The sequence below is a fragment of the Chitinophagales bacterium genome, from assembly GCA_016787225.1.
Taxonomy (GTDB): domain Bacteria; phylum Bacteroidota; class Bacteroidia; order Chitinophagales; family JADJOU01; genus CHPMRC01.
In genome coordinates this window covers 1-23245 of the sequence record JAEUUY010000011.1, presented here as the reverse complement: position 1 = coordinate 23245, position 23245 = coordinate 1, and the positions used below count along the sequence as shown (strand labels likewise).

The following is a 23245-nucleotide window of genomic DNA, read 5'->3' as shown; positions in this document are numbered from 1 at the left end:
TTAAATGTGAAAAGTTTATTTGCAGCGTAATGCTTTATACGCTTCCCAGTCAAACTTGACGAGAAATTGAATGGCATCACGGACTCCATTAAGAAAAAGAACTTTTTTTGCTCGGTCACTCATGTCAAAATTGAGCCAATTTATTTCTTTGTTATTCTGATTAGGATCTCTGGTGTCGACATAGCCTATCAGCATAGATACTTCAGAATTGTCTTTTTGAAATTCTGTGTCATAGAATGATCTTAGGGTACTCAGTAAGCTTCCTATATAGTGAAACAGAAGTGGCTTACTCTTTTTCTTTTCTTCTGTGTCCAAATCCTCGCGACCCAGCTTAACCCCAAATGTGGGGAATCTTGGACAGGTTAAGGATTTGTTATTGAGTTCTCTTATTGGGAAATTGGAGAGCAGGCCCCCATCTACAAACTGCTCAGGGGTTTCAGGATCTTTAGGTTTTAATGGTGAATAGATGTCAAAAAAGAAAGGTATGGACATCGATGCCCTCACATATTCTGCTGGGTGAGTAGTTTCCTGATTCGCAAAATAATTATGAGCATCTTCTGGTAGTTTTACTAATTTTTTATTGGATAAGGATGCTGTGATAAGGACTATTCTTCGTGATTGAATTAGAGATGGTTGTCCTAGATGAAATCCATCAATGTTTTCAAGTATTATTTTTTCAGAATTTAAATTTAAATACGTTTTCAACCAATTAAAAAATGTATCCCCTCTATTTAGGCCTATTTTGTCTCCTAAAATCCATCGTAGCGTTTTATAAAAAAGAAAAACCGTTACCATGGCCCCTAAGGTTCCCATTATCCAGGTTATAACTCGGGGATAGGAAATATCCAGCCAAGTATTAATCTGTGTCGTGAGATAAAAGAAAGTCAAATTGAAGCCAAGAAAAAGACCTATAAAAGACAATACGAATAAATAGAAACGCTTTGACACGCCATAATCATTGAGTGAGTTTCTGAGAATAAACTTAACTATTCTATTGCCATCTAGGAAGGCAGACATGTCAGTGTCGGCAAGAATTTTCAATGTTTCTAGCGATTTGTATCCATGCTCTTTATCATAGATAGTATCAGGAATAGAAGCTAGATACGTGGCATTAATAGCACCTGCAGAGGCACCAGCGTAGCTAGAAATGCGCAATCCTGCTTTTTCTAATATATAGGTATAGCCCACCAGACCTATGCCTAGCATGCCACCACCCTCTTGCACGAGATCTATAATTTGTCTATTGTTTTTATCTCGAAAATCAGAATAAATTTTATCCTTCAAGTGTGGGTTTTCTACTAAAGCATTCGACCATAACTGGTCTGCTTCATGAACCAAAGAATGTATATCAAAACTCATAAGATAACTTATTTGTTTGCAATTCTTTCAGCGCTACGAACGAAAGAATTGTGCAGTTTGTACTAATTAATGTTAGCACAAATATAGCATAAAAATCTTTTCAAAACTAATTCTCTACGAAGCGTTTATCTATTTCCATGACATGACCACATTTGCTGCAAGTACGCATTTCTTCACTACCGTAGAATTCTCTAAATCGCGGCAAGAAATCCTTTTCGATATTCTCCAAATAGAATCGGTACGACTTTAAAGGGTTGTTACATTTTTCGCAGTACCAGAACAGTCCATCACTCATATCTGCAGTCCGCTTTCTCTCGATAACAAGACCTACCGTATTAGCAGGGCGAATAGGACTGTGCGGTATGTTCGCTGGTAATAAAAACATTTCTCCTTCTTTGATTTTATATTCAACCACCTTACCTTGCATTTGAACATTGACCTGAACGTCACCTTCTATTTGGTAAAAAAGTTCTTCGGATTCATTAAAATGAAAATCTTTCCGAGCATTTGGACCGCCTACAATCATGACTATATAGTCGCCACTTTCAATATAGAGATTTTTATTCCCTACAGGGGGTTTTAGGAGGTCTCTATTATCATTAATCCATTGCTGAAGGTTGAAGGGAGCAGCTATTTTTTGCATATGTCCGAATTTATGAAAGGTAAATTTAGCTAATATCCTTTAAATTCTAGAAGTTTTTTGATATGGGCTTCATTTGTGATGGTAGTCACAATTATCAAAAAGTTAACTATGACTTAGATGATAATTATATTAAATTTGTAAAACTAAATTTTTTTGATATGACTTTTAAAAATATACTTTGTCCAGTAGATTTTTCTGACACCAGTTCTAAGATTGTAGAATTAGCTGTCAAGCTATCCGAACAGCATGGACATATAATCCTATTTCATCACAGTGTGCTAATTTCACCCGTGCAGGGTCCTGATTCAGCAGTAAGTTTCGAAGCGGATCAGGAGCTAAGAGATATTGCTAAAGATCAGCTTGAAAAAATGGCTGGGGAATTTAAAGAAAAATACCCTACAAGATCCTTTACGACTCACCATTCTTTTCTTAAGAGTATGACCGATGAAATTAATGATGTGATTAAGGAAAAAAAGATTGATATAGTTGTAATGGGCACGCATGGTCGAACTGGGCTTAAAAGACTGCTCATGGGTAGTATTGCAGAAGACGTGCTAAGACATGCAGATTGTCCTGTCTTTATGGTGAAGATTTAGTTTAAATATCAGATATACTTCACACTATTAGGTTTGGTTTTTAACTTAGAAGAAAGTCAACTTAGTGTTATTTTTCTTTTTAAGTAACTATTTTTCCTAAATTAATGGTCTTTAATATCATTTTCATGCTCTACATTTGATGAGGTCTTCCTGAAAATATCATAATAAAAACCTATCATAAAAAAGTCACGTCCAATTTCATCAATAATTTTATAGTCAAATTGATGTAAATAGCCAATCTGTATAGAAGCTGATTTAATGGGTTTATAATTCAATGCAAATAGTAATCGATTTCTTTCAAAATACGGTTCATTGTCTGAGAAAAACAATTCATTGCTCACGCTAATTTGATACGGCTTATAATCTTTTCGATCCTTGCCAAATGGATAGGAAATACCTAGTCTATATCGGAAACGATTGCGATAGCCATTGGATGTCCATCTCAATTCTGTTCTATATCGTTGCTCTATTTTAAGAAAAGCTATCGATTGAAACAAAGTAATCTGTGGCCAAAGTCGAAACTCATCATTGTTTTTCGGTAAAACAAAGTCGCCTCCTTCTCTGTAGGTCTGGTAACTTCCAGCTCCTATTGTTAGTTTTACATTCTTATATATTTTGTAATTTATACCACCTTTATATTCGTAATAATGAAAGTGGCTATAAAACTGCAATGATCGCAACTGTGCTTCGCCAAAGAAGCTAATTTTATCATTGTAGTTATATTTTAAATTTAGAATATTCCAACTACCCAAATCGAAATTTTGAGCAGTATTTTTATGTGTAAGGAACGTAAATAGGAATGCTAAAGATAATATTTTTCTCATGAGCCAATAGAATGAGAGATATTTTTCTTTTCAATCACTGTCACTGACTTTTGAAAAATAATTGAATTGGGGATCGTTGTTACTTCGCCTTCACTTGTCTTTACATGCACAAAGTAATAAGTTAAATCTACAACTTCGCCTTCGATTGCATAATCTTTATCGAGAACTTTTATAGAATCTCCAATTTTCATGGGATGATTAAAAAATAATAATAAGCTCGATGTAATGTTAGATAGCAAGGACCACTGGGCAAAAAATGCGATCCCTAGTGCTGTAATTATTGTTCCTACGAATACCGCAATTTCATGCTGTTTAAGCCCCCAAATAGCAGCTAATAAAACGGTGGCCGTGATAAATGATAATAAATGAACGGCTTTGACAATCATTTTTCTTCTACCTCGCTGCAAATGCGTTTGCTTCAATGAGTGGTTTACAAGATATTTCGTAACAAAGTGAGTCACTAAATATCCAAGTATCACTGTGATAGTCTCTATAATTTGTATTTTGTATGGTTCCATTTTTTTATTTTTATTTTCTGTCTAGTTTATAAAATTTTAAGCAATAGTTTATCATTGTCATATAGTAGTATTGATAAAAGAAGACATTTAGGTTTTAAATATAGACATTACTTCATGAGAATATTACTTAGACTACATGCAAATTTACTATCATTTTTTCTTTCTATGCTTGAATTCTGATATTAGCTAATTGACATAATTTCTATTATAGACTACTGAAAAACCTTTGCAACATAAATGACTGCGTCCTCTTCTCAGTATCTTTTCCTTAAATTCTCTAATGAGCTTAACAATTGTTAGTTATTTCTTTCTAAAGCATTGTCATATAACATTTACTTAACCAATTTATAAGAATAGTATAACTCTACTAGGGTATAGCTCATCATAGTTTTGCATAAAATTTTTGACTTATGCAGAAGTGGTTCGTACTTATTTTATTCTGTATCATCTCCAATTGTTTTCAATCATCCAATCCTATTCCTGCCTCCGCTAATCCCAAAGCATACGAGGGAAAACTAAAAATCCTTACATGGAATGTACAAATGGTTCCCCGCATAGGCTCTATCTTTTCTTCCAGTTTGCGAAAAATGCAAGAGGAGCGCACAGATTGGATTATAGAGCACATGAATAATACTGATTACGATATCGTTTTATTACAAGAGTGCTTCGACAACAAATTTATTGATGCCGCTCAGGAGAGATTAGCTCACAAATACCCTCACACTATTTTGCCTGTTCGCCCTCATTGGTTTAAGTTGTCTAATGGGCTTATGATATTAAGTAAATACCGATTAGAAAAAATCGAAAATATCGTATTTAGAAAGTTATCCCAGTCCGATATGTTTACCGCCAAGGGAGCTATTATGGTCAAAGTGCGATTGGATAGCCAAAATTTATATATCGTCAATACGCATTTACAAGCAGATTATGATACAAAGAAGTACCAGGATATTCGAAAAGAACAACTAGCGAGCATTCAATCAGAGCTCATAGAGAAGTATGTTCTGAGAGAGAATGAAAAAGTTTTAGTAGTAGGCGATCTCAATATAGAAGAAGATTTGGAAAGTGCGGAGTATAAATCCTTAGCCAAAGAATTTCGATGGAAGGATTGGGTTTATGAATTTTTCAAAAAGCCAAGCCATAGTTTTGACAAGGATAATTTCTGGAATAAAGAATACAAACAGTCTTGTCGTTTGGATTACTTCCTTGCCAATTTCACGTCGAGAATTTTCCGAATCAATATCGAAAAGCCAAAGAAATTAATCGGAAATAAAGAGATTGATTTGGCAGACCACTATGGTATTTCAGCTGAATTTAATTTATAATATGTGAATATATAGTGAACTAATGTGAACATAACATTTACATAAAGTTGAATTAACATTTACTTAACTTCTTAACAATTCCCTAACGATAGCTTAACGATTTATGTCTGACACCCACTATAGTTTTGCACCGTCAAAATTGAACAGAAAAAATTGAAATTAAAATGAAAAAATTATTCACACTCTTATTTCTAAATTATACATTGCTATCTGCACAGACTGTGTTGACAGGAAAGGTAGCAGATGATAAAGGTGCAACTATACCTGCCGCTATGCTTAAAGTAGAAGGAGCAGGACTTGGAGCTAAAACAGATGCGAATGGTCAGTACAAAATTACATTCCCTAATGGAGGTACTTATACCATAGTGGTGTCTTACATAGGTTATAAGAAGGAGACCATATCTATAAACATTCAGACAGGTGAGAGTATGACCAAAGATATAACACTTAAATCTGGTGGCAAAAAAATCAAAGAAGTAAAAGTGAAAGGAGCTAAGAGTAAATCATCGGAGACGGCAACCTTGGCTGAGCAGAAGGCGAGTATAGCTGCCGTAGAAATCATTGGTTCACAAGAGATGAGTAGAAAAGGAGCTTCCGATGCACAAGCGGCTATAGTGAAAATGGCTGGTATCTCAAAGGAAGAGGGAACAAGTCAAATCTTTGTCAGAGGTTTGGGAGATCGATATAATGCGACGATGTTGAACGGAATGTTTTTGCCTTCAGATAACCCTGAGTTTAAAAATATTTCTTTGGAATACTTCCCTATCGATATTATACAGAGTATTGGAGTTAGTAAAACTTATAATAATACATTGTTAGGTGATTTCGGAGGTGCTACCATCAATATAGCTACTAAAGAATATTATGGCAAGCCCTTTATAGCGGGCAGTGTCAAAGCAGGTTTAAACTCCAATGCCATAGCTCATGTCAATAAAGGTCATGGAGTAGGATTTTTTGGCAATGTCGAAAATTCAGAAATACCTACTACCGTCAATGGTCAATTTGTAAGCAGACAGTGGGATGATGTCACAAGAACAGCACCGCGCATAAACGCAGAATTAAACATCAATGGAGGATGGTCACATAGTTTTAATGAAAAGCTCAAGTTGAGTTTATTCGGCACGGCTAGTTTTAGCAATAAATACCAACATTTCAAAGGTATGTCTCAGCTCTTGGACGCTCAAGGAAATATTCGTGACAGTGCAGGTAAGGAAAGTTTTGTATATACGGTGAACCAAAATGCGATGGTCAATGCCGTTTTATCGTCTCCTAGAATGAAAACGAAATTGAACTATCTCGTGTTCCGAACGGCAGCAAATCAGTTTAATGTCTATGATGGCTTGGATGGGAACAATGGTAATATCACCTTGCGAAAAAGAAATATAAAGGATATCAGTAACCTGCATGTAGCACAGTTGATAAATGAATTTAAAGTCAATGATAGATTGCAATTTATAGCTAATGCTTCGTTCAATGCCATTAGTAATGACCAACCAGATAGACTCACCCAAGCGTATCAAGTGGTAGCTGGTCAATGGGCTATAAATACCAATCAAGATGGAAATATGAGTTCATATTATCAGTCATTAAGTGATAGAGACTACACAGCAGGTCTAGCGGGCAGATATAGCCTCAAAAAAGACTCAGCATCCAATGAGGATATTACTGCTATTAGCCTTGGATATACCTTGCGATATAAGACACGCGAATTTACACAGTACGACTATATCTTCAAAGCCAACGTTCAGAATCCTACTGGATTTGTATTTCCAGATGATATCTCTCGATTTTTCTCTGCAAGTAATATCGGTACAGGAGATAATAATTATAGACTCTTTGCAGAAAGACAGAGTGCAGGTAGAGTATTAGCACAAATCTATGATGGGGATTTATCTATTCATTCTCCTTCTGTGGCTATAGAGCATAAATTTACTCCTAAAATCACTGTAGCTGCTGGTGCTCGAGTAGATTTAGTAGGACAAAATGTAAACTGGGATATACAGGGCAATAGACCTCCTAAGGATAATGTATTTTTTGAAGATTTCAAAATACTTCCTTTCGTCAATGCAAAATATGAAATGAATGACAAACAAAATTTAAAGTTCGCATTTAGTAAAACATATACGCTTCCACAATTCAAAGAATTAGCTCCATTCTTATACTACGACATAAGTACGTTTAATACAAGAGGTAATCCTTATTTATATTCTTCTGACAATTACAATTTCGATTTAAAATGGGAATTCTTTCCTACCAAGTCTGAGCTTATATCTCTTGCAGGATTTGGAAAAATGATTCAAAACCCGATTAATAAAGTATTCGAAGCAGCTACTGGACAGTTGCAGATGACGTATGTAAATTCTGGGGATATGGCTATGGTGACAGGAATAGAGCTAGAGGTCAAGAAAACGCTGATAGATCGAATGAACAGCAAAGATACCATTGGACATAAATATGCCTTGTCAGGTGGATTTAATATTTGCGCACTGTACTCTAGACAAGATTTGAATAACGACAAGGCTACCAGAGAAACTAAAGGCTATACGACTACCGTATATTCACTTACTGAGACTACCCTTCAGGGAGCTTCACCTGTGGTGTTCAATGTTGATTTAACTTATAAAACAAGAATCAAATCAGTAGAATCTCAAGCAACAGTTGTTTTAAATTATTTTCACGATAGATTATATGCTATTGGTGCACAAACAGCTGGAAATGCCTATGAGAGAGGTGTGGCTACTTTAGACTTAATCACTCGACACACATTGAATAAGAACTTGTCAATTTCTGCTAATTTAAGAAATCTACTGAATCCAGATATTGTGCGCTATCAAGAATTTCCAGGTAGAGATCTTGTGATTTCGACCTTTAAAAAAGGTATCGATGCTAGCCTCGGAATCAACTTTAATTTTTAAACCTTTAAATAAATTTATTAACCAAAAAACTTTATCAAAATGAAAAAACAATTATTAAGCTTAGCCATTTTAGGTATGGCTGCAATCGTAGGTTGTTCTAAAAAGACAGAATCTGGACCTACTTCTACCTTTGTCTTAAATCAAAATGATTTACAAGGTGACATTAAAGATGGAACAGTCGTGCTCAAGGCAGGATTGTCTTATTCATTAACAGGTCCTCTTAATGTTAAGGATGGCGCTACTTTGACTATCGAAGAAGGAGTAACGGTCATAGCACAAACAGATAAGGGTGCATCAAACCTTTTTATTTCTGTAGAAAGAGGAGGTAAGATCTATGTAAATGGAACAGCAACGAAGCCTGTTACATTTACTGCTACAGGATCTGAAAGAGGAGCATGGGGCGGCATTGCTATTCATGGTAAAGCTCCTAACAATGTAGGAATCAATGCGGCTTCTGAAATCAATGGTGTGCAGTATGGTGGTACAGATGCAGCGGATAATTCTGGATCTATACGCTATGCTATTATTGCTAGGTCAGGTGCCAAAAATGGTGATAAAGAATGGAATGGACTTTCATTTTTCAGTGTAGGTAGCGGCACGGTATGTGAGTATGTAGCTATATTCAATGGCAACGATGATGCCTTTGAATGGTATGGTGGTACTAATAATTGCAGCTATCTCTATGCAGAAAATAATGATGATGATAATTTCGACTATGACTTAGGCTATTCTGGCACGTTAAATTACTTGTATTCTATAAACTCCAATACCAATGCTTCTTCTGACTCTAGAGGAATGGAGTGCGATGGCAATCCTGATAATAATTTAGCTACACCAGCTACCAATCCTACAGTATCTAATGTAACTCTCATAGGTAGAGGTGCTACCGTAGCTACACAAAGAGAAGGTATTTATCTCAGAAGAGGTGTGAAAGGCACTATTACCAATGTATTTATGAAAGGATTTTCAGTAGGTGTAGGAGTGGAGCATCCTGCTACTATCGCAGCTATAGGTAGCCCATTGAAAGTAAATAATATCACTTTTTCAGATGTAACTACCAAGACAAAAGGTAAAGATGGTACGGCTTCGCCAGATGTAAGTGCTGTTATCACAGAGGGTGCAGCAGCTACAGGTGCAGGTAATGGAGCTAATAAGCCTTCTTGGGTTTGGTTCTAATAAATTAATTAAGAGTAATGTCTCTAGCTGAGCCCAGTTAGTTTCATTAGTTCAATTTTTTCACGGCCGCTTCCGAAAGGGGGCGGCTAATTTTTTTAAAACACTCAATATGGAGTTTATATTCAAAGTTTTTCTTTCAATTTTTTCTATCATCAATCCTTTTGGAACCATTCCTATTTTTCTCTCCTTGACTACAGAAATGTCGAGAAAAGATATCACCAAAGTGTCACTTTATACAAGTATGTATGTTCTTCTTATTTTATTAGTTTCTTTCTTTCTTGGCAATAATCTATTGTATTTCTTTGGTATATCTATTGATTCGCTGCGTATCGGAGGAGGCATAGTTATAGCTAGCTCTGGGTTTTCCCTTCTTACAGGTACTTTCAATAAACATAAAGGGATGAAGAAAAAATTTATTGAGGAAGAGTTAAGTACTAAATCAGAGATAGCCTTTACTCCATTAGCTATCCCTATGTTAGCAGGCCCTGGTACTATCTCTACGTTGATCGGTTATAGAAATTTATATACCAATACTTCAGATGTATTGTCTATAGGTATAGCCCTGCTTTTAGTTGTCGTTCTCATTTTTATTATTTTGAAATCTTCTCAGCTAATATTTAGGATACTTGGTTCTAGTGGCTTGAATGCTTTGTCTAGAATTATTGGATTCTTTTTAATAGCTATAGGTGTAGAGCAAATATTGAAAACAGTGTTCAAGTTGATGCATTAATCTAAAAAGAATTAAACTTTAATTATGATATCAAATATTTAGGTTTACTATTTCATAAAAAATTTTGGTAACCCAAACTGCTTCCTTATTTAACTTAACAGAGGAATTATAAAATGATTGATACAAGGAATGAGGCTAAATGATAGTTTTTAGCATACGATAATTTTTAATAGATATATCCCAACTATACTTTTGAAAATAACCACCACATTTCCTGTGCTATTTCCAGACTGCGCTCGGTATACTTCTGTGATTGCAACTCAGTATGATCGAAAGCCTTGGGGTCATCGTATTTTATAGGAAATCGCGCCTCTGCGCCTATGACAAATGGGCAGCCATTATCGGCGTTATTGCAAGTCATGATAGCTGCGAACTGCGCTGAAGGATTGAATTTTGAATCGTAAGTTTTGGAAAAACAAATAATTGGACACTCATTTTCATCATACTTTACAGCGTAAACTGGATTTTCGCTTTCAGAGAGCTTTAGAATTTGAAATCCTTGATTTGTCAAAGTTTCTACTAACTTAGGAAACATGGCTGTAGTCTCTGTTCCACCTGAATAGCAATACACATTTTTTATCCCAAAATGAAAAGCCAAGGTCTGCGCCCATATTTGGGATAAATGACTTCTTCGCGAGTTGTGGGTACAAATAAAATTGAGGCGAACGGTTTCTCCACTATTTTTTTTCGCTTGAATATAATCAACGAGAGGTTTTAAAATATTTTGTCTCTCAGTGGAAATATTATTTTCAGAAAATGTATTTATGTGATTCAATATTTCTTGATACATAGTTTAAATTTTTTAGGTCTATGTTTTTCTTTGCGAGTAAAACTTGTTTTACTACTGATTTTATGTCTATATATTAACCACATAGTACATATAGTTTTTTATTATTGAGCCTTCTGTAATGGAAGAATAGATTATTGAATACTAATATAAAATGGTTCATTCAGTTTGACTAGTAGATGAATAGAATACATAGATAAAATCTTCGATTTTTTATTGTGTCCTATGTGGTTTAAATTTGTATAATTAGAAATATTTTGCTTTTAAAAATAGACTTGCCTTAACTAATAAGATGAGCGCTGGCACTTCGACCAAAGGTCCGATGACCCCTGCAAAAGCTTGTCCACTATTCATGCCGAATATACCAATTGCCACGGCTATAGCCAGTTCAAAATTATTGCCACTGGCTGTAAAAGATAGCGATGCGGTATCAGGATAATTCGCCCCAATTTTTTTGCTGACGAAAAACATCAGAAAAAACATAATGACAAAAAATATACTCAAGGGAAAGGCTACGCGTAAAACATCGAATGGCAATTCTACTATCATTTCTCCTTTAAGACTAAACATGACTACGATAGTGAAGAGAAGAGCGAGGAGTGTAATCGGGGATATTTTAGGAATAAATTTAGAATTGAACCATATCTCGCCTTTTTGTTTAATCAGAATGATTCGACTAAGCATAGCGAGAATAAACGGGATACCCAGATACATAAATACTGTTTCTAAAATTTGCTTAAATGAAATATCGATGCTCAAGGCTTCAATGCCAAATAAAGGCAACATAAACTCTAAATAAAAATAGGCATAGGCACTAAAAAAAAGCACTTGTAGTACACTATTGATACCGATGAGTCCAGCGATCAACTCTCTATTGCCGCCCGCTAATTCGCTCCAGACTATGACCATGGCTATGCAGGGAGCGAGCCCTATAATAATCAGTCCGGTCATATAATCGGGATAATCCTTTAGAAAAAATATAGACAAAAGAAACATGAGGAAAGGTCCTACAATCCAAGTGATAAAGAATGAGGTGAAAAGCAACCTCGGTTGATTAAACATCTGAGGAACTTTTTTAAAATCAACTTTGGCAAGTGGTGGATACATCATGAGAATAAGACCAATGGCAAGAGGTATATTGATAGTGCCACTATTGAATTGATTGATAAAAGCGGGTGTACTAGGAAAGAAATAACCTATGGAAACGCCTAATGCCATCGCCAAGAAAATCCATAATGTGAGATAGCGGTCTAAAAATTTTAATTTGGGTTGCATCGAGGGATTTTTGATTTTAAATGAATATTATTATTTGACTTACTGGGATTTTTGATAAACGCTATTTCAAACTACATAGATACATAGATATTTTGTATTCATTTTCTCTGTGTTAAAGCTAAGCTTTCTATGCATTCCTAACACAATTTAATTTTACAATACATAGGCAATAAATTTCGACATAGTTACATGTAGTAGTGATGAATCTATGTTTCTATGTGGTTTAAGTTTAGGTTAATTGCAAAGGAAATCTTGTGTTTTTATTCGCATGAACTGCCTTCTGCGCAGCAGGCTTCTTCCACTTCACTATTTTCTATTTGATTTTTTGCTATGTTTAATTTGTAATTTTGAAATTCGAAATACGAAAAGAAAACAATACTCGCAAGTAGTCCTATCCAAAAAATATACTTAGATAGTTTTAGTTGCTTATCATCTTTCCCCGGATCGCAAGCACAAGCATCATCGCAGCCTTTTGAACCAGATACAGCATAGCGAGGAAGTACATAAAGTCGATAATAGGACACGGTAAAGGATACGGCGCTTATGACTAGCAATAAAGGATATAGTGACTTCATAAGCGGAGTAGCAGCTAGCGATGCACTCGAGATACCAAAAAGACTAGCAATAGGACTAGCACAGGCTACAGCGCATGCTCCACCTGGCTTGCAGAATGCGAAAAATAATGGGAATATGGAACTCACACTGCCGACGATTGTTGTCCAAAGATTTTTTAATTTATTCATACACTTGAAATTTAACAACACCCGCCACCTTGTGAACAACAAGACTCTACTTTCTGACCTAGTTCAGATAAGTCCTTTTTTATTTTATCTACGGGTATTCCGCATTGGTCGATAGCTAAGCAATCTGTCTTTTTTATTGTCAAGTTGAAAACTCCATTCTCAAATTGAACACCGTATTTTCCTATAGTCTCTCCTTGATATTCTATTTCTATCTCGTGGTCTTTGATCCCTAATTTTTCTTGAGATAATTTTATGATAGAAATCAATTTGGAAGGTTCTAGGCGATGCCAAAAGTCAATACTTTCCCATAGCTGCATGGAAATGACGTTTTCATTTCGAATAGTGCCGCCACAGTCGATGAATTTCTTCGTGAGCTGCCCGACTTCGGTGATATGAAAATGCTTGGGAACATCTGTTCCATCTGGTTTTTTGAAATTGACTTCAGTAAGAGTTTCGAGGTGTTTAGTGAATTCGGATAAGAGCATAATGTATTTATTTAATTGTGAATATTTTATTTATTAAGAATTCAGAATTAGCATTAGCAACAGGTCTTCTTTTTCAACCTACTCGCCATATTCTTAAAATAACTCATAATAGTCTCTAGGCATGCATCATTGATACAATAGCATATAGCATTCCCTTCGATACTCCCTTTTATTAAACCAGCATTTTTCAATTCTTTCAGGTGCTGAGAGATAGTGGGTTGAGCTAGAGGTAGTTCATTGACAATGTCTCCGCAGATACAGGTTTCGACGCTCATTAAGTACTCCATAATGGCTATTCGAGCTGGATTTCCTAAGGCTTTAGCTATCGTTGCAATTTCGTTTTGCTCTTTAGAAAAATGATCTGATTTTGAAATTCCCATTTTATATTTATATATTGCAATATTACAATAAATAATTTGAAAGGAAGTATTTTAGTTAAATTTATTAATTAGAAGGCGATAAAGGCGTAAAAAAATAAGAACATAATGGGTTTTAACTAATTGAAAATCAATTGACTTAACATTAAATTAACCTTTTGATAACAAACATAACATTAGCTTAACATTGGACAAAATATCTCGCTTTAGTTTTGTCCCCGAAAAAATTGAACTTTTATGAAATTAACTATTACTGCAGTATTTACTGTTTTTAGCATTATGCTATATTCGCAAGACGCTTCGCCAAAATTTTCTTTTAAGGATGGCTTGGGTATAGCTACTCCAGATAGCAATTGGACTCTAAATTTAAGATTTAGAATGCAGATTAGAGCACAAATGAATACATTGTCAGGGGAGGACTTTGAACCCGGTTCTTTTAATGCCTCTGTGGCTAGAACACGATTGTCATTTAGAGGCAATATGATAAGTCCTAAATTTGGTTATTATCTTCAATTGGCTTTCTCTACCAATGACCAAGGTTTTGGAGCAAATAATGTGACTTCAATTAATAATAATCCCAATATAATTAGGGATGCGGTTTTCTATTACCGTCCAAATACTGGAATAGAAATAGGATTTGGACAAACCAAGCTGCCCGGTAATAGAGAGCGCGTCGTAAGTTCTGGTGCATTGCAGTTTTTTGATAGATCTATAGCCAATGCCGCTTTTAATATTGATAGAGATTTTGGACTATTTTTATTTACCAATCATCATATTTCTAAAAAAGGTATCGTTAGGTTCAGAGGTGCTATATCCACAGGAGAAGGTCGAAATATTCAGAGAACGGACAATGGACTTTGTTATACTGGTAGAGTAGAATATTTGCCGTTTGGTAGTTTTAAAAATAATGGTGATTATTTTGAAGGAGATATTGAACATGAGGACAAACCTAAATTATCAGTTGCAGCTACCTATAGTATAAATTCAAAGGCTATCCGAACTAACGGTCAAATTGGCAACGATTTGTTTCAAGCTAGAACGCTAAAGTCAGCCTTTGCAGATATGATGTTTAAATATAAAGGGCTAGGCATTATGGTAGAATATTTAAGTAGAAATACGGATTCTTCCATTACGCAGAATACTGCCAAAACACAGAGGTCGATTGTCACCACAGGTAATGGCTGGAATACTCAAGTGAGTTATTGTTTTAAGAATCAGTTTGAAATAGCTGCTCGATACTGTGTAGTGAATCCACAAGAGGACATGAAGGCTTCTGTAAACCAGCAGCATCAAATGACTCTGGGTGTTACGAAGTATTTTAATAAACATAAATTTAAAGTACAGGGTGCTATAAATTATTTCAACAATTATAATTTGTCTGCGGAGAAGCAAGTAAGTGATTTATGGGCACCTGTAGTACAAGTAGAAATAGGAATTTAAAATTTTTAAACTAATTAATATGGAATTTTTCAATTTATTCTCACAACTCGATGGCACGATGCTTGCCTTATTTATTTTCTGCATCGCTACAGTACTTATCTTTGAATTTATCAATGGTTTCCACGATACCGCCAATGCAGTAGCCACCGTCATTTATACGAAATCTTTGACCGCAAAGCAAGCAGTTTTTTTATCCGGTTTTTTAAATTTCGCAGGTATGGCACTTTCAGTTTATCTATTCGGAATGAAAGTGGCTGTAAAAATGGTGCAACTCCTCCCTATGGAAAAAATCGCCAATCTCAGTACTCAGGAAAATATCGCTTTGGTCGCTGCAGTTCTCGTGGGTGCTATTATTTGGAACTTTGGTACTTGGTATTTTGGTATTCCTTGTTCAAGTTCGCATACCATGATAGGCTCACTACTGGGTGCTATGGTTGGTTTTTTTCTTGTAAATGGTGGCAGTATAAAAGATATTGTCGATTCTAAACCGTTTGAAAAGGGGCTGGAAGTCCTTCGTTGGATGCTCATTTCTCCATTATTTGGTTTCACTATTGCTATTGTTTTGGTTTTTATCCTGCGCAGATTACTCAGAAAGAAAAAACTATTCAAAGAAGTGAATGCGAACGAGCCACCTCCAGCAGGAGTAAGAGCCTTATTGATTTCAACTTGCAGTTTAGTGAGTTTCTTTCACGGTAGTAATGATGGTCAGAAAGGACTAGGTCTTGTTATGATTATTTTGATGACATTTTTCCCTCTACAGTATGCTTTAAAATCTGACTTTGCCAATGATGAATCTATGAAGCATCTATCTACAATAGAATCAGTTTTAGTAGCTAAAAATGGGGATGAACATTTTACAAAAACCTTAAAGTCGATTAGTGACCTTAAGAGTGATATAAGCAATCGGTCCGATACCACTAAGAAAGGGGTATTCCAAATTAGAAAGAGATTGACATCAATTCAAAAGGATTTGGAGCATACTATGAAGGAAGAAGATTTGCTTTCGAGAGATGAGAAAACTCAGTTAAAATCTGAGGTGAAGTATTTAAAATCATATACCGATGGCAATCCTGGTACGACGGTTTTAATGATGATAGCATTAGCTATTGGTATTGGTACGGTTATTGGTTGGAAACGAATCGTGGTAACCATTGGAGAAAAAATAGGTAAAACACACATGACTTATGGACAAGGTGCAACAGCTGAAATCGTGGCTGCATCGACTATTGGCTTAAGTACCTATTTCGGTTTGCCAGTGAGTACTACCCATGTATTGACCTCGGGTGTAGCTGGTTCTATGGTGGCTACAGGTGGTGTCAAGAATCTACAGAAAGGAACTATTAAGAATATCGCTTTAGCATGGATATTGACCTTGCCAGTGACCATTTTACTTTCTTTGGGTTTATATTTGATATTTAGATTGTTTATATAATCCATAGTATTTCTGAAACTTACAAACCGCTTCTTTGGAAGCGGTTTTTTTTGATTTATTAAACTTTGTATTATATTTGTTTAAATTTTCTATTCATGCGAGGTTTAATCGTTTTTGTTTTTTTACTTTTCTTGGGCTTGTCTGTCTCGGCACAAACAGACTTCGATGGACTATTTATGAGCCGCAATAACCTTTGTGTGGGAGTTTTAGGTTCATATACTAGCTTTACTCATTACTGGGAAGGAGTGAATAAGCGTGATAACCTCAATATGGGCACGGTTTCCAATACCTCAGTAGGCGTTATGGGCAATTATGGCTTATCGGACCGACTAAATTTTATTTTTAATTTACCCTATGTTCAGACCAAAGCTTCTGCCGGAAATATGCAAGGACAGAATGGCGTGCAAGATTTATCCTTATGGCTGAAGTATGCACTGATACAGAAAAAGATATTCAAAGGGGATTTACAAATCATACCTGCTTTGGGTTATTCTATGCCTACGCGCTATTATACGCCAGATGTACTGCCACTCGCTATCGGTATGCAGAGTAGAGTATGGAGCTATAGAATGATGGTAGATTATGAAAAAAATAGTTGGTATTTCACAGGATCTGCCACCTATATGCATCGCCAAAATATTTTCCTAGATAGAAATACCTATTATACCGATCGACAAATTTATTCTAATGAAGTCATTATGCCTGATGTATGGGTGTGGAATGCACGTTTTGGATATCGAAATCAAGATGTTATAGCCGATGTGTTTTATGAAAATATGAATACCATAGGTGGATTCGATATTGCTAGAAATGCTATGCCATTTCCTAGCAATAATATGGATTATCAGCGACTGGGTATTTATCTGAAATATGAAACGCCTATCAATGGATTATCCGTTTTGGCGAATGGCTTTACCACCTTTGCTGGCAGGAATATGGGTCAGTGGACTGGTCTAGGGCTAGGAGCATTTTATATTATAGATATGACTCGAAAACATTAATAATTTCTCTTTAAATTTACTTTAGGCTCTAATACTTCTTATATGCGTTATTTCTTTTTATTCGTTTTGTCTCTTCTCATGTCTTGTCAGAAAGATATACAAGAAGCTAATCTATCATATCCTAAGCTAGATCCAATTCGTGGCGATGAAAATGCAGGAAATTGGAAACCTATTTTGCTAACCAGTGCCAGCGAAATAGCTTGCCCTACTCCTAATTCAGTCGGTTCGACAAGGTATCAAACCGACCTCGCAGAGGTCATAGATTTACAAAAAAACATAACAGAATCTCAAAAGTCCAATATTCGCTACTGGAGTGCTGGAGCGGTGCTGCGGTGGAATGAAATTATGCGTGAACTAGTCGCTAAAAACAATATCCCACCTTATCAAAATCCAGATGGCACCTATCCTGTGCCCAGTGCTGCCAATCCTTTTGCCTATCCTACTTTTCCTTTTGCGAATCCACCCTATGCTGCTAGAGCCTATGCATATTTGAGTACAGCGCAATATGACGCATTGGTTTCTGCTTATCATTATAAAAAAATATATCAGAGATCGAGCCCTTCGTCTATTAACTCAAGTGTACAGACCTATTTTTCTCATAGTTCGGGTTCTAATTTCCCGAGTGAAGATGCTGTAGTTATGGCTGCTTCGGTTGAAATTATGAAATTGCTTTTTCCTGCGGATACGGCATTTATCAATCAGAAATATAGAGACCATTTCAATGCTCGATTGATGGGTGGAGGAAATGTGCGCGAGGAGTTAGAGGCTGGTCAGGCGATTGGACAAGCTGTGGCAGCAAAATTTATAGCGAGAGCGAGAACGGATGGAGCTGGCGCTGCAGTGGGTACTCCTGCTATCTGGGAGTCAATGAAACAATCCGCAGTAACTAAAGGTGAGATACCATGGTTAAGTCAGGAAACTCCACCACGTCCTCCTATGTTGCCTTTGTTTGGAAATGTAAAGCCATTTTTATTCTCTACAGCGGATATTGCAACTAGCCTTAGACCTGGACCACCTCCTTCTACTTCTTCTGCCCAGTTTAAAAAAGAATTGGAAGAAGTTTATCAGGTGACGACCAATTTGACGAGAGAACAAGAACGAATTTGCATTTTTTGGGCAGATGGAGTTCGCACCTACACTCCTCCTGGTCATTGGAATTATATAGCAGCTGAAGATTTTGTGCAGCAAAAAATCAGTGAAGTACGTTGGGCTAGAAATTTGGCATTATTGAATATGACTCTTATGGATGCTGCTATCGTTTGCTGGGATGCCAAGTTTTATTATTTCAATCCACGCCCTATGCAGATAGACAGCCGAATCAAAACGACGGTGGGCTTGCCAAATTTTCCAGCTTATACTTCTGGCCATAGTACCTTTAGTGGTGCAGCGGCTGGTATCTTATCTCATTTAGTCCCAAGTCAATCAGGCAAATATCAAGCTATGGCTAAGGAAGCTTCTGAATCCAGAATCTACGGAGGTATCCACTATCGCTCGGACTGTGAAGTTGGCTTGACCTCGGGATATAAAGTCGCAGCATACGCAGTAGCTCGTGCCAAAGGAGATGGTGCAGAGTAGTATTATACCAATAGCGGTTTTAAAATGGTCCAACCCATTTTAAAACATTGCTATTGTAAATGCCGTAGCTGTATTTGTTTAGTGCAATGAGCCATGCGACATTGGGCTATTACTAATACGCTTACGGTATTAGATGAGGTAGATTTTCATTGAAATCGTGCTCTATTGACTCTAAGGGCTTAAAAATCAAGCCTAGTTATTAAAAATATATAGGTAGAAAGTGAAAATTCCTTACTTTCGCAGACTATTTTTTAAAAAATCGAATCAAATCAAAATAATTAAACAATGAAGCAAGGACAAGGACTCGTTCGTTTTATCACTATAGCCATGTTTTTAATATGTGCTTATTATCTATCATTTTCTATAGTAGGGTGGATGTTTAATAAAGCGGAGAATGAATATGTAGCGAAAAATACTTCTCAGCTCCAAGGCGTTTCGCTCGACTCGCTCAAGCAAATGGAGCGTTATCATAGATCGAATTTCAGAGACTCTTTTACAGAAAAGCCTTTCCTAGATTTATTCTTATTTCAATATGATTATAAGACGATTAATCAAAACCAGTTGAATCTGGGACTAGACCTCAAAGGAGGTATGAGTTTCGTGCTAGAAGTAAATCAAGGGGATATTTTGAGAGCTCTTTCTAATAAATCACAAGACCCCATCTTCAATAAAGCTATCGACAGAGCGATTCAAGCGCAGGCTAATTCGCAAGATAATTTCTCTACTCTTTTAGTAAAAGCCTACAATGAAATCGACCCTAATGCTAGTATGGCTGCGATCTTTGCTACAAATCAGAAGTATGCAGAAAAAATCAAGCCAACTGATAAGAATGAGGCTGTACTAAAAGTGCTAGAAACAGACATCAACTCTGCGGTAAATCAAACCTACAACGTATTGAAGTCTCGTATCAATCAATTCGGAGTAGCGGAACCCGTGGTGACATTGCAAGAAGGTGCAGGTCGTATCATTGTGGAGCTTCCAGGCGCAGATGATTTGGCTAGAGTGAAAAAAATGCTAACTACTTCTGCACGCCTTGAATTTTGGCATGTTTATGATAATAGAGAGGTGGCGAGGAATTTAGAAGCTGTGAATGAGACTCTAAAAGGACTCGCTAGCCTCGAGGCTAAAAAAGACGCACCTGTAGTTACAGATACTACTAAGAAAGATTCACTAGCTACTGGCGCCAATGCCGTTTTAAATAAAATGGCTGCCAACAATGCTGACAAACCCGATTCGTCCAAGAAAGATGTGAATCCATTATACGAAGTATTCATGCCTGCGCTCGAACAAGATAACAGAAACTATGCTAAAGGCCCAGCTCTCGGATATGCCCATAAAAAAGATATGGATAAAATCTCTCAAATGCTTGCCAAAGAAGAAGTCAAGAAAGATTTGAAAGGAGATGTGAAATTTCTATGGAGCGCACAACCAATAGACAAGGCTGGTAGGTTTTATCAATTATTCGCTATTAAGGGCTCTACTACAGAAGCACCGCTTACTGGAGATGTGATGACAAGTGCTATGCCAGGCACTGATGACAAAGGTCAGCAAGGCGTGGATATGGTTATGAACTCAGTAGGAGCACAAATTTGGGAGCGCATGACTGCATTTGCAGCCAATGGTGACCCTAATTTCCCAAATAAGAGTATCGCTATCGTTATGGATAATACCGTCTATTCTGCACCTAGTGTAGGTGGAGCCATAGCAGGTGGTAAATCACAGATTTCTGGTAGCTTTACAGCTCAGGAGGCTAAAGACCTAGCAAATATTCTAAATTCTGGTAAAATAGATGCCCCGGCTAAAATTATTCAAGAAGAAGTAGTAGGTCCTACGCTAGGGCAGGCAACTATCCAGTCGGGTATGATTTCTCTATTGGTAGGATTGTTGTTGATTTTGGCATATATGTTCTTATTATTTAGAGGGCCTGGATTAGTAGCGGATATATGTTTATTGGTCAATTTGTTCTTCCTACTAGGGGTACTATCTTCTATCAATGCTACTATGACCCTACCTGGTATCGCTGGTATCGTATTGATAATAGGAGCAGCAGTTGATGCCAATGTGATTATATTCGAACGTATCAAGGAAGAAATGCGAAATGGAAAAGGCTATTGGGATGCAGTAGCTGCAGGCTATAAGCATTCGTACTGGACGATTATCGATGCCAACGTGACTACCTTGATTACGTCATTGACCTTGATGTTCTTTGGATATGGACCTATTAAGGGATTTGCTTTCACCTTGACTTTTGGTATTTTAACTTCCCTCTTCACTGCAGTATTACTGACCAGAGAAATCTTCAATATCAAGCATGAGAAAAACGAAGAAGTAAAATTTGTTGAGAGCTTTTATGATAAATATTTCGTCAATGCCAATTTCCAATTTATCAAGAATAAAAAATATGCCTATGCATTCTCATTGTTCTTTATCGTAGTTGGCTTTGCTTCTATTTTCACCAGAGGATTTGACTTAGGTGTGGACTTTATAGGAGGACGTAGTTATGTGGTGACCTTTGATAAAAACGTAGATGCTGCCAAAATCAAAGAAACATTAGCTTCTAATTTCGACAAGAATATTGTTGTGAAAACATTTGGAAAACCAAATCAAGTCCAAATTACCACTGCTCATCTCTATGGCAAAGCTGGTGAAACGCAAGAAGAGGCTAAGAAAAATGATGAAATAGTATTAGGTGAAATATATAAGGGTGTACAGTCTTACTATACCAATAAACCTGAAGAGAAATATTTCGATACAAAGTATGTTTCCAATTTTAGAAAAATAGATGCTGCTATAGCTGATGATATTAAGAATAGTGCCCTTTGGGTTTCGATTATAGCACTACTTGGTATTTTCGGATATGTTTGGTTAAGATTTGACAAATGGCAGTTTTCAGTGGGAGCTATTTTTGCTCTTATACATGACTTGTTCTTTACCTTGGGTCTATTATCTCTTCTGAAGGATATCATGCCATTCTCTTTAGAGTTCAACCAGTCGGTAATAGCTGCTATTTTGACTATTATAGGTTTCAGTACCAATGATACCGTGGTGATTTTTGATAGAATCAGAGAATTTAGAAAGAAATTCCCTACGGAGGATATTTCTAAAACTATCAATGATGCGGTCAATGCTACCTTATCGAGAACCATTATGACAGCATCTACCTTATTAATTGTTTCGCTTGTTTTATTCTTCTTTGGTGGAGAATCATTGAGAGGATTTTCATTTACCATGGTGATAGGTGTTATTATCGGTACATTATCCTCTATTTTCGTAGCTTCTCCTGTAGCGCTGGATTTTATTAACCTGTTTGATAAGAAAACGAAGAAAAATTAGGGTCATTTTCCTAATTAAAAGAAAGGAGAGCGAGTTTATTGCTCTCCTTTTTTTTAATTTTTGCTTTATTTCTTACTTTTGAATTTTAATTTAAACTATACTTATGGCATATATTGATACCGGTATAGATAAACCTGGAATCGCAGAACTATTACAATATAAGCAATCTACAGGCAATGTTTTGTTATACCAATAGCGGTTTTAAAATGGTCTAACCCATTTTAAAACCTTGCTATGGTAAATGCCGTAGCTGTATTTGTTTAGTGCAATGAGCCATGCGACATTGGACTATTACTAATACGCTTACGGTATTAAACCTAGCACATGAAATTTTATTGGGTCCTTCTCCATTGAGTTCAGGAGAACGAGAGCTCATAGCTTCCTATGTCTCTTATCTTAATGAGTGCGAGTTTTGTCATTATTCTCATAGTGCAGCAGCTAGTGAGCACTTCGGCGATAAGGGTAAAACAGTTCAATGTGTTATTGATAATATTGATTCTTCAAATCTCAGTGAGAAAATGAAACAGCTATTAAGAATAGCTTCAAAAGTCCAGAAAAGTGGTAGGCAAGGATACTGTTCAAAAAAGTGTGTAAAGTCCAAAAATCTGATTTTTGTGTTGAAATAAAAAAGCACAGAAAAAATGAACTTTACACAAGAACAAATGTCAGAAATATTTGACGAAATTGCAAAGAAAAAGGATGGCTATAGAG

The 23245-nt window shown here is 36.2% G+C and carries 20 protein-coding genes; 11 read left to right on the top strand and 9 right to left on the bottom strand.

Annotation, left to right across the window (positions count from 1 at the left end; translation table 11 throughout):
• Positions 1-15 precede the first annotated feature (15 nt).
• Entirely contained in the window at positions 16-1359 is a 1344-nt protein-coding gene (locus JNL75_03190; protein MBL7788824.1) for a patatin-like phospholipase family protein, read from the bottom strand.
• A gap of 106 nt (positions 1360-1465) precedes the next feature.
• Positions 1466-2002, bottom strand: a complete 537-nt coding sequence (locus tag JNL75_03185) for a 3-hydroxyanthranilate 3,4-dioxygenase (GenBank protein MBL7788823.1) — start codon at positions 2000-2002, stop codon at positions 1466-1468.
• A 158-nt stretch (positions 2003-2160) separates the two neighbouring features.
• Here JNL75_03185 and JNL75_03180 point away from each other — a divergent pair, with 158 nt between their 5' ends.
• The gene (locus tag JNL75_03180; GenBank protein ID MBL7788822.1) at positions 2161-2598 is read left to right on the top strand and encodes a universal stress protein; all 438 of its coding nucleotides are present in this window, start codon (positions 2161-2163) and stop codon (positions 2596-2598) included.
• 101 nt (positions 2599-2699) lie between these two features.
• Here JNL75_03180 and JNL75_03175 read toward each other — a convergent pair whose 3' ends face one another.
• Positions 2700-3422 carry a DUF2490 domain-containing protein gene (locus JNL75_03175; protein ID MBL7788821.1) on the bottom strand — a complete coding sequence of 241 codons (723 nt, stop codon included), beginning with the start codon at positions 3420-3422 and terminating at the stop codon, positions 2700-2702.
• Positions 3419-3940 (bottom strand): mechanosensitive ion channel, encoded by a 522-nt coding sequence (locus JNL75_03170; protein ID MBL7788820.1) that lies wholly within the window; start codon positions 3938-3940, stop codon positions 3419-3421. Before JNL75_03170 ends, JNL75_03175 begins: the two co-directional genes overlap by 4 nt.
• A gap of 410 nt (positions 3941-4350) precedes the next feature.
• Here JNL75_03170 and JNL75_03165 point away from each other — a divergent pair, with 410 nt between their 5' ends.
• The 4 genes from JNL75_03165 to JNL75_03150 all read left to right on the top strand — a co-directional run bounded on the left by JNL75_03165 (position 4351) and on the right by JNL75_03150 (position 10086).
• Entirely contained in the window at positions 4351-5265 is a 915-nt protein-coding gene (locus JNL75_03165) for a sphingomyelin phosphodiesterase (protein ID MBL7788819.1), read from the top strand.
• 164 nt (positions 5266-5429) lie between these two features.
• A complete protein-coding gene (locus JNL75_03160) occupies positions 5430-8180 on the top strand; it encodes a TonB-dependent receptor (GenBank protein MBL7788818.1) in 2751 nt (916 codons plus the stop codon).
• Between the two features lie 39 nt (positions 8181-8219).
• Positions 8220-9356, top strand: coding sequence for a hypothetical protein (locus JNL75_03155; GenBank protein ID MBL7788817.1), 1137 nt, complete (start codon positions 8220-8222; stop codon positions 9354-9356).
• 109 nt (positions 9357-9465) lie between these two features.
• Entirely contained in the window at positions 9466-10086 is a 621-nt protein-coding gene (locus JNL75_03150; protein MBL7788816.1) for an NAAT family transporter, read from the top strand.
• Positions 10087-10270: 184 nt separating this feature from the next.
• On the opposite strand, the gene JNL75_03145 is transcribed toward JNL75_03150, so the two are convergent.
• From JNL75_03145 to JNL75_03125, 5 genes are all read right to left on the bottom strand, one after another.
• Positions 10271-10876, bottom strand: a complete 606-nt coding sequence (locus tag JNL75_03145) for a hypothetical protein (protein ID MBL7788815.1) — start codon at positions 10874-10876, stop codon at positions 10271-10273.
• Between the two features lie 243 nt (positions 10877-11119).
• A complete protein-coding gene (gene arsB, locus JNL75_03140) occupies positions 11120-12148 on the bottom strand; it encodes an ACR3 family arsenite efflux transporter (GenBank protein ID MBL7788814.1) in 1029 nt (342 codons plus the stop codon).
• A gap of 260 nt (positions 12149-12408) precedes the next feature.
• Positions 12409-12891 (bottom strand): hypothetical protein, encoded by a 483-nt coding sequence (locus JNL75_03135; GenBank protein ID MBL7788813.1) that lies wholly within the window; start codon positions 12889-12891, stop codon positions 12409-12411.
• A gap of 11 nt (positions 12892-12902) precedes the next feature.
• The gene (locus JNL75_03130) at positions 12903-13376 is read right to left on the bottom strand and encodes a hypothetical protein (protein MBL7788812.1); all 474 of its coding nucleotides are present in this window, start codon (positions 13374-13376) and stop codon (positions 12903-12905) included.
• A 53-nt stretch (positions 13377-13429) separates the two neighbouring features.
• Complete coding sequence (locus JNL75_03125; GenBank protein MBL7788811.1) at positions 13430-13756, bottom strand: winged helix-turn-helix transcriptional regulator; 327 nt, start codon at positions 13754-13756, stop codon at positions 13430-13432.
• Between the two features lie 234 nt (positions 13757-13990).
• Between JNL75_03125 and JNL75_03120 the strand changes: the two genes are divergently transcribed.
• The 6 genes from JNL75_03120 to JNL75_03095 all read left to right on the top strand — a co-directional run bounded on the left by JNL75_03120 (position 13991) and on the right by JNL75_03095 (position 23160).
• On the top strand, positions 13991-15193 hold the full coding sequence (locus tag JNL75_03120) for a hypothetical protein (protein MBL7788810.1): 1203 nt from the start codon (positions 13991-13993) through the stop codon (positions 15191-15193).
• 19 nt (positions 15194-15212) lie between these two features.
• Positions 15213-16625: an inorganic phosphate transporter gene (locus tag JNL75_03115; GenBank protein ID MBL7788809.1), complete on the top strand. Its 1413-nt coding sequence runs from the start codon at positions 15213-15215 to the stop codon at positions 16623-16625.
• Between the two features lie 95 nt (positions 16626-16720).
• Entirely contained in the window at positions 16721-17626 is a 906-nt protein-coding gene (locus tag JNL75_03110) for a hypothetical protein (GenBank protein ID MBL7788808.1), read from the top strand.
• A gap of 42 nt (positions 17627-17668) precedes the next feature.
• Positions 17669-19201: a phosphatase PAP2 family protein gene (locus JNL75_03105; GenBank protein ID MBL7788807.1), complete on the top strand. Its 1533-nt coding sequence runs from the start codon at positions 17669-17671 to the stop codon at positions 19199-19201.
• Positions 19202-19486: 285 nt separating this feature from the next.
• Positions 19487-22534: a protein translocase subunit SecDF gene (secDF, locus tag JNL75_03100; protein ID MBL7788806.1), complete on the top strand. Its 3048-nt coding sequence runs from the start codon at positions 19487-19489 to the stop codon at positions 22532-22534.
• A 275-nt stretch (positions 22535-22809) separates the two neighbouring features.
• On the top strand, positions 22810-23160 hold the full coding sequence (locus JNL75_03095) for a carboxymuconolactone decarboxylase family protein (GenBank protein ID MBL7788805.1): 351 nt from the start codon (positions 22810-22812) through the stop codon (positions 23158-23160).
• Positions 23161-23245 lie beyond the last annotated feature (85 nt).

Excerpts from the sequence above, each read along its gene's own strand:
- JNL75_03190 (MBL7788824.1), bottom strand. The coding sequence starts at position 1,359 with ATGAGTTTTGATATACATTCTTTGGTTCATGAAGCAGACCAGTTATGG.
- JNL75_03185 (MBL7788823.1), bottom strand. The coding sequence starts at position 2,002 with ATGCAAAAAATAGCTGCTCCCTTCAACCTTCAGCAATGGATTAATGAT.
- JNL75_03180 (MBL7788822.1), top strand. The coding sequence starts at position 2,161 with ATGACTTTTAAAAATATACTTTGTCCAGTAGATTTTTCTGACACCAGT.
- JNL75_03175 (MBL7788821.1), bottom strand. The coding sequence starts at position 3,422 with ATGAGAAAAATATTATCTTTAGCATTCCTATTTACGTTCCTTACACAT.
- JNL75_03170 (MBL7788820.1), bottom strand. The coding sequence starts at position 3,940 with ATGGAACCATACAAAATACAAATTATAGAGACTATCACAGTGATACTT.
- JNL75_03165 (MBL7788819.1), top strand. The coding sequence starts at position 4,351 with ATGCAGAAGTGGTTCGTACTTATTTTATTCTGTATCATCTCCAATTGT.
- JNL75_03160 (MBL7788818.1), top strand. The coding sequence starts at position 5,430 with ATGAAAAAATTATTCACACTCTTATTTCTAAATTATACATTGCTATCT.
- JNL75_03155 (MBL7788817.1), top strand. The coding sequence starts at position 8,220 with ATGAAAAAACAATTATTAAGCTTAGCCATTTTAGGTATGGCTGCAATC.
- JNL75_03150 (MBL7788816.1), top strand. The coding sequence starts at position 9,466 with ATGGAGTTTATATTCAAAGTTTTTCTTTCAATTTTTTCTATCATCAAT.
- JNL75_03145 (MBL7788815.1), bottom strand. The coding sequence starts at position 10,876 with ATGTATCAAGAAATATTGAATCACATAAATACATTTTCTGAAAATAAT.
- arsB (MBL7788814.1), bottom strand. The coding sequence starts at position 12,148 with ATGCAACCCAAATTAAAATTTTTAGACCGCTATCTCACATTATGGATT.
- JNL75_03135 (MBL7788813.1), bottom strand. The coding sequence starts at position 12,891 with ATGAATAAATTAAAAAATCTTTGGACAACAATCGTCGGCAGTGTGAGT.
- JNL75_03130 (MBL7788812.1), bottom strand. The coding sequence starts at position 13,376 with ATGCTCTTATCCGAATTCACTAAACACCTCGAAACTCTTACTGAAGTC.
- JNL75_03125 (MBL7788811.1), bottom strand. The coding sequence starts at position 13,756 with ATGGGAATTTCAAAATCAGATCATTTTTCTAAAGAGCAAAACGAAATT.
- JNL75_03120 (MBL7788810.1), top strand. The coding sequence starts at position 13,991 with ATGAAATTAACTATTACTGCAGTATTTACTGTTTTTAGCATTATGCTA.
- JNL75_03115 (MBL7788809.1), top strand. The coding sequence starts at position 15,213 with ATGGAATTTTTCAATTTATTCTCACAACTCGATGGCACGATGCTTGCC.
- JNL75_03110 (MBL7788808.1), top strand. The coding sequence starts at position 16,721 with ATGCGAGGTTTAATCGTTTTTGTTTTTTTACTTTTCTTGGGCTTGTCT.
- JNL75_03105 (MBL7788807.1), top strand. The coding sequence starts at position 17,669 with ATGCGTTATTTCTTTTTATTCGTTTTGTCTCTTCTCATGTCTTGTCAG.
- secDF (MBL7788806.1), top strand. The coding sequence starts at position 19,487 with ATGAAGCAAGGACAAGGACTCGTTCGTTTTATCACTATAGCCATGTTT.
- JNL75_03095 (MBL7788805.1), top strand. The coding sequence starts at position 22,810 with ATGCGACATTGGACTATTACTAATACGCTTACGGTATTAAACCTAGCA.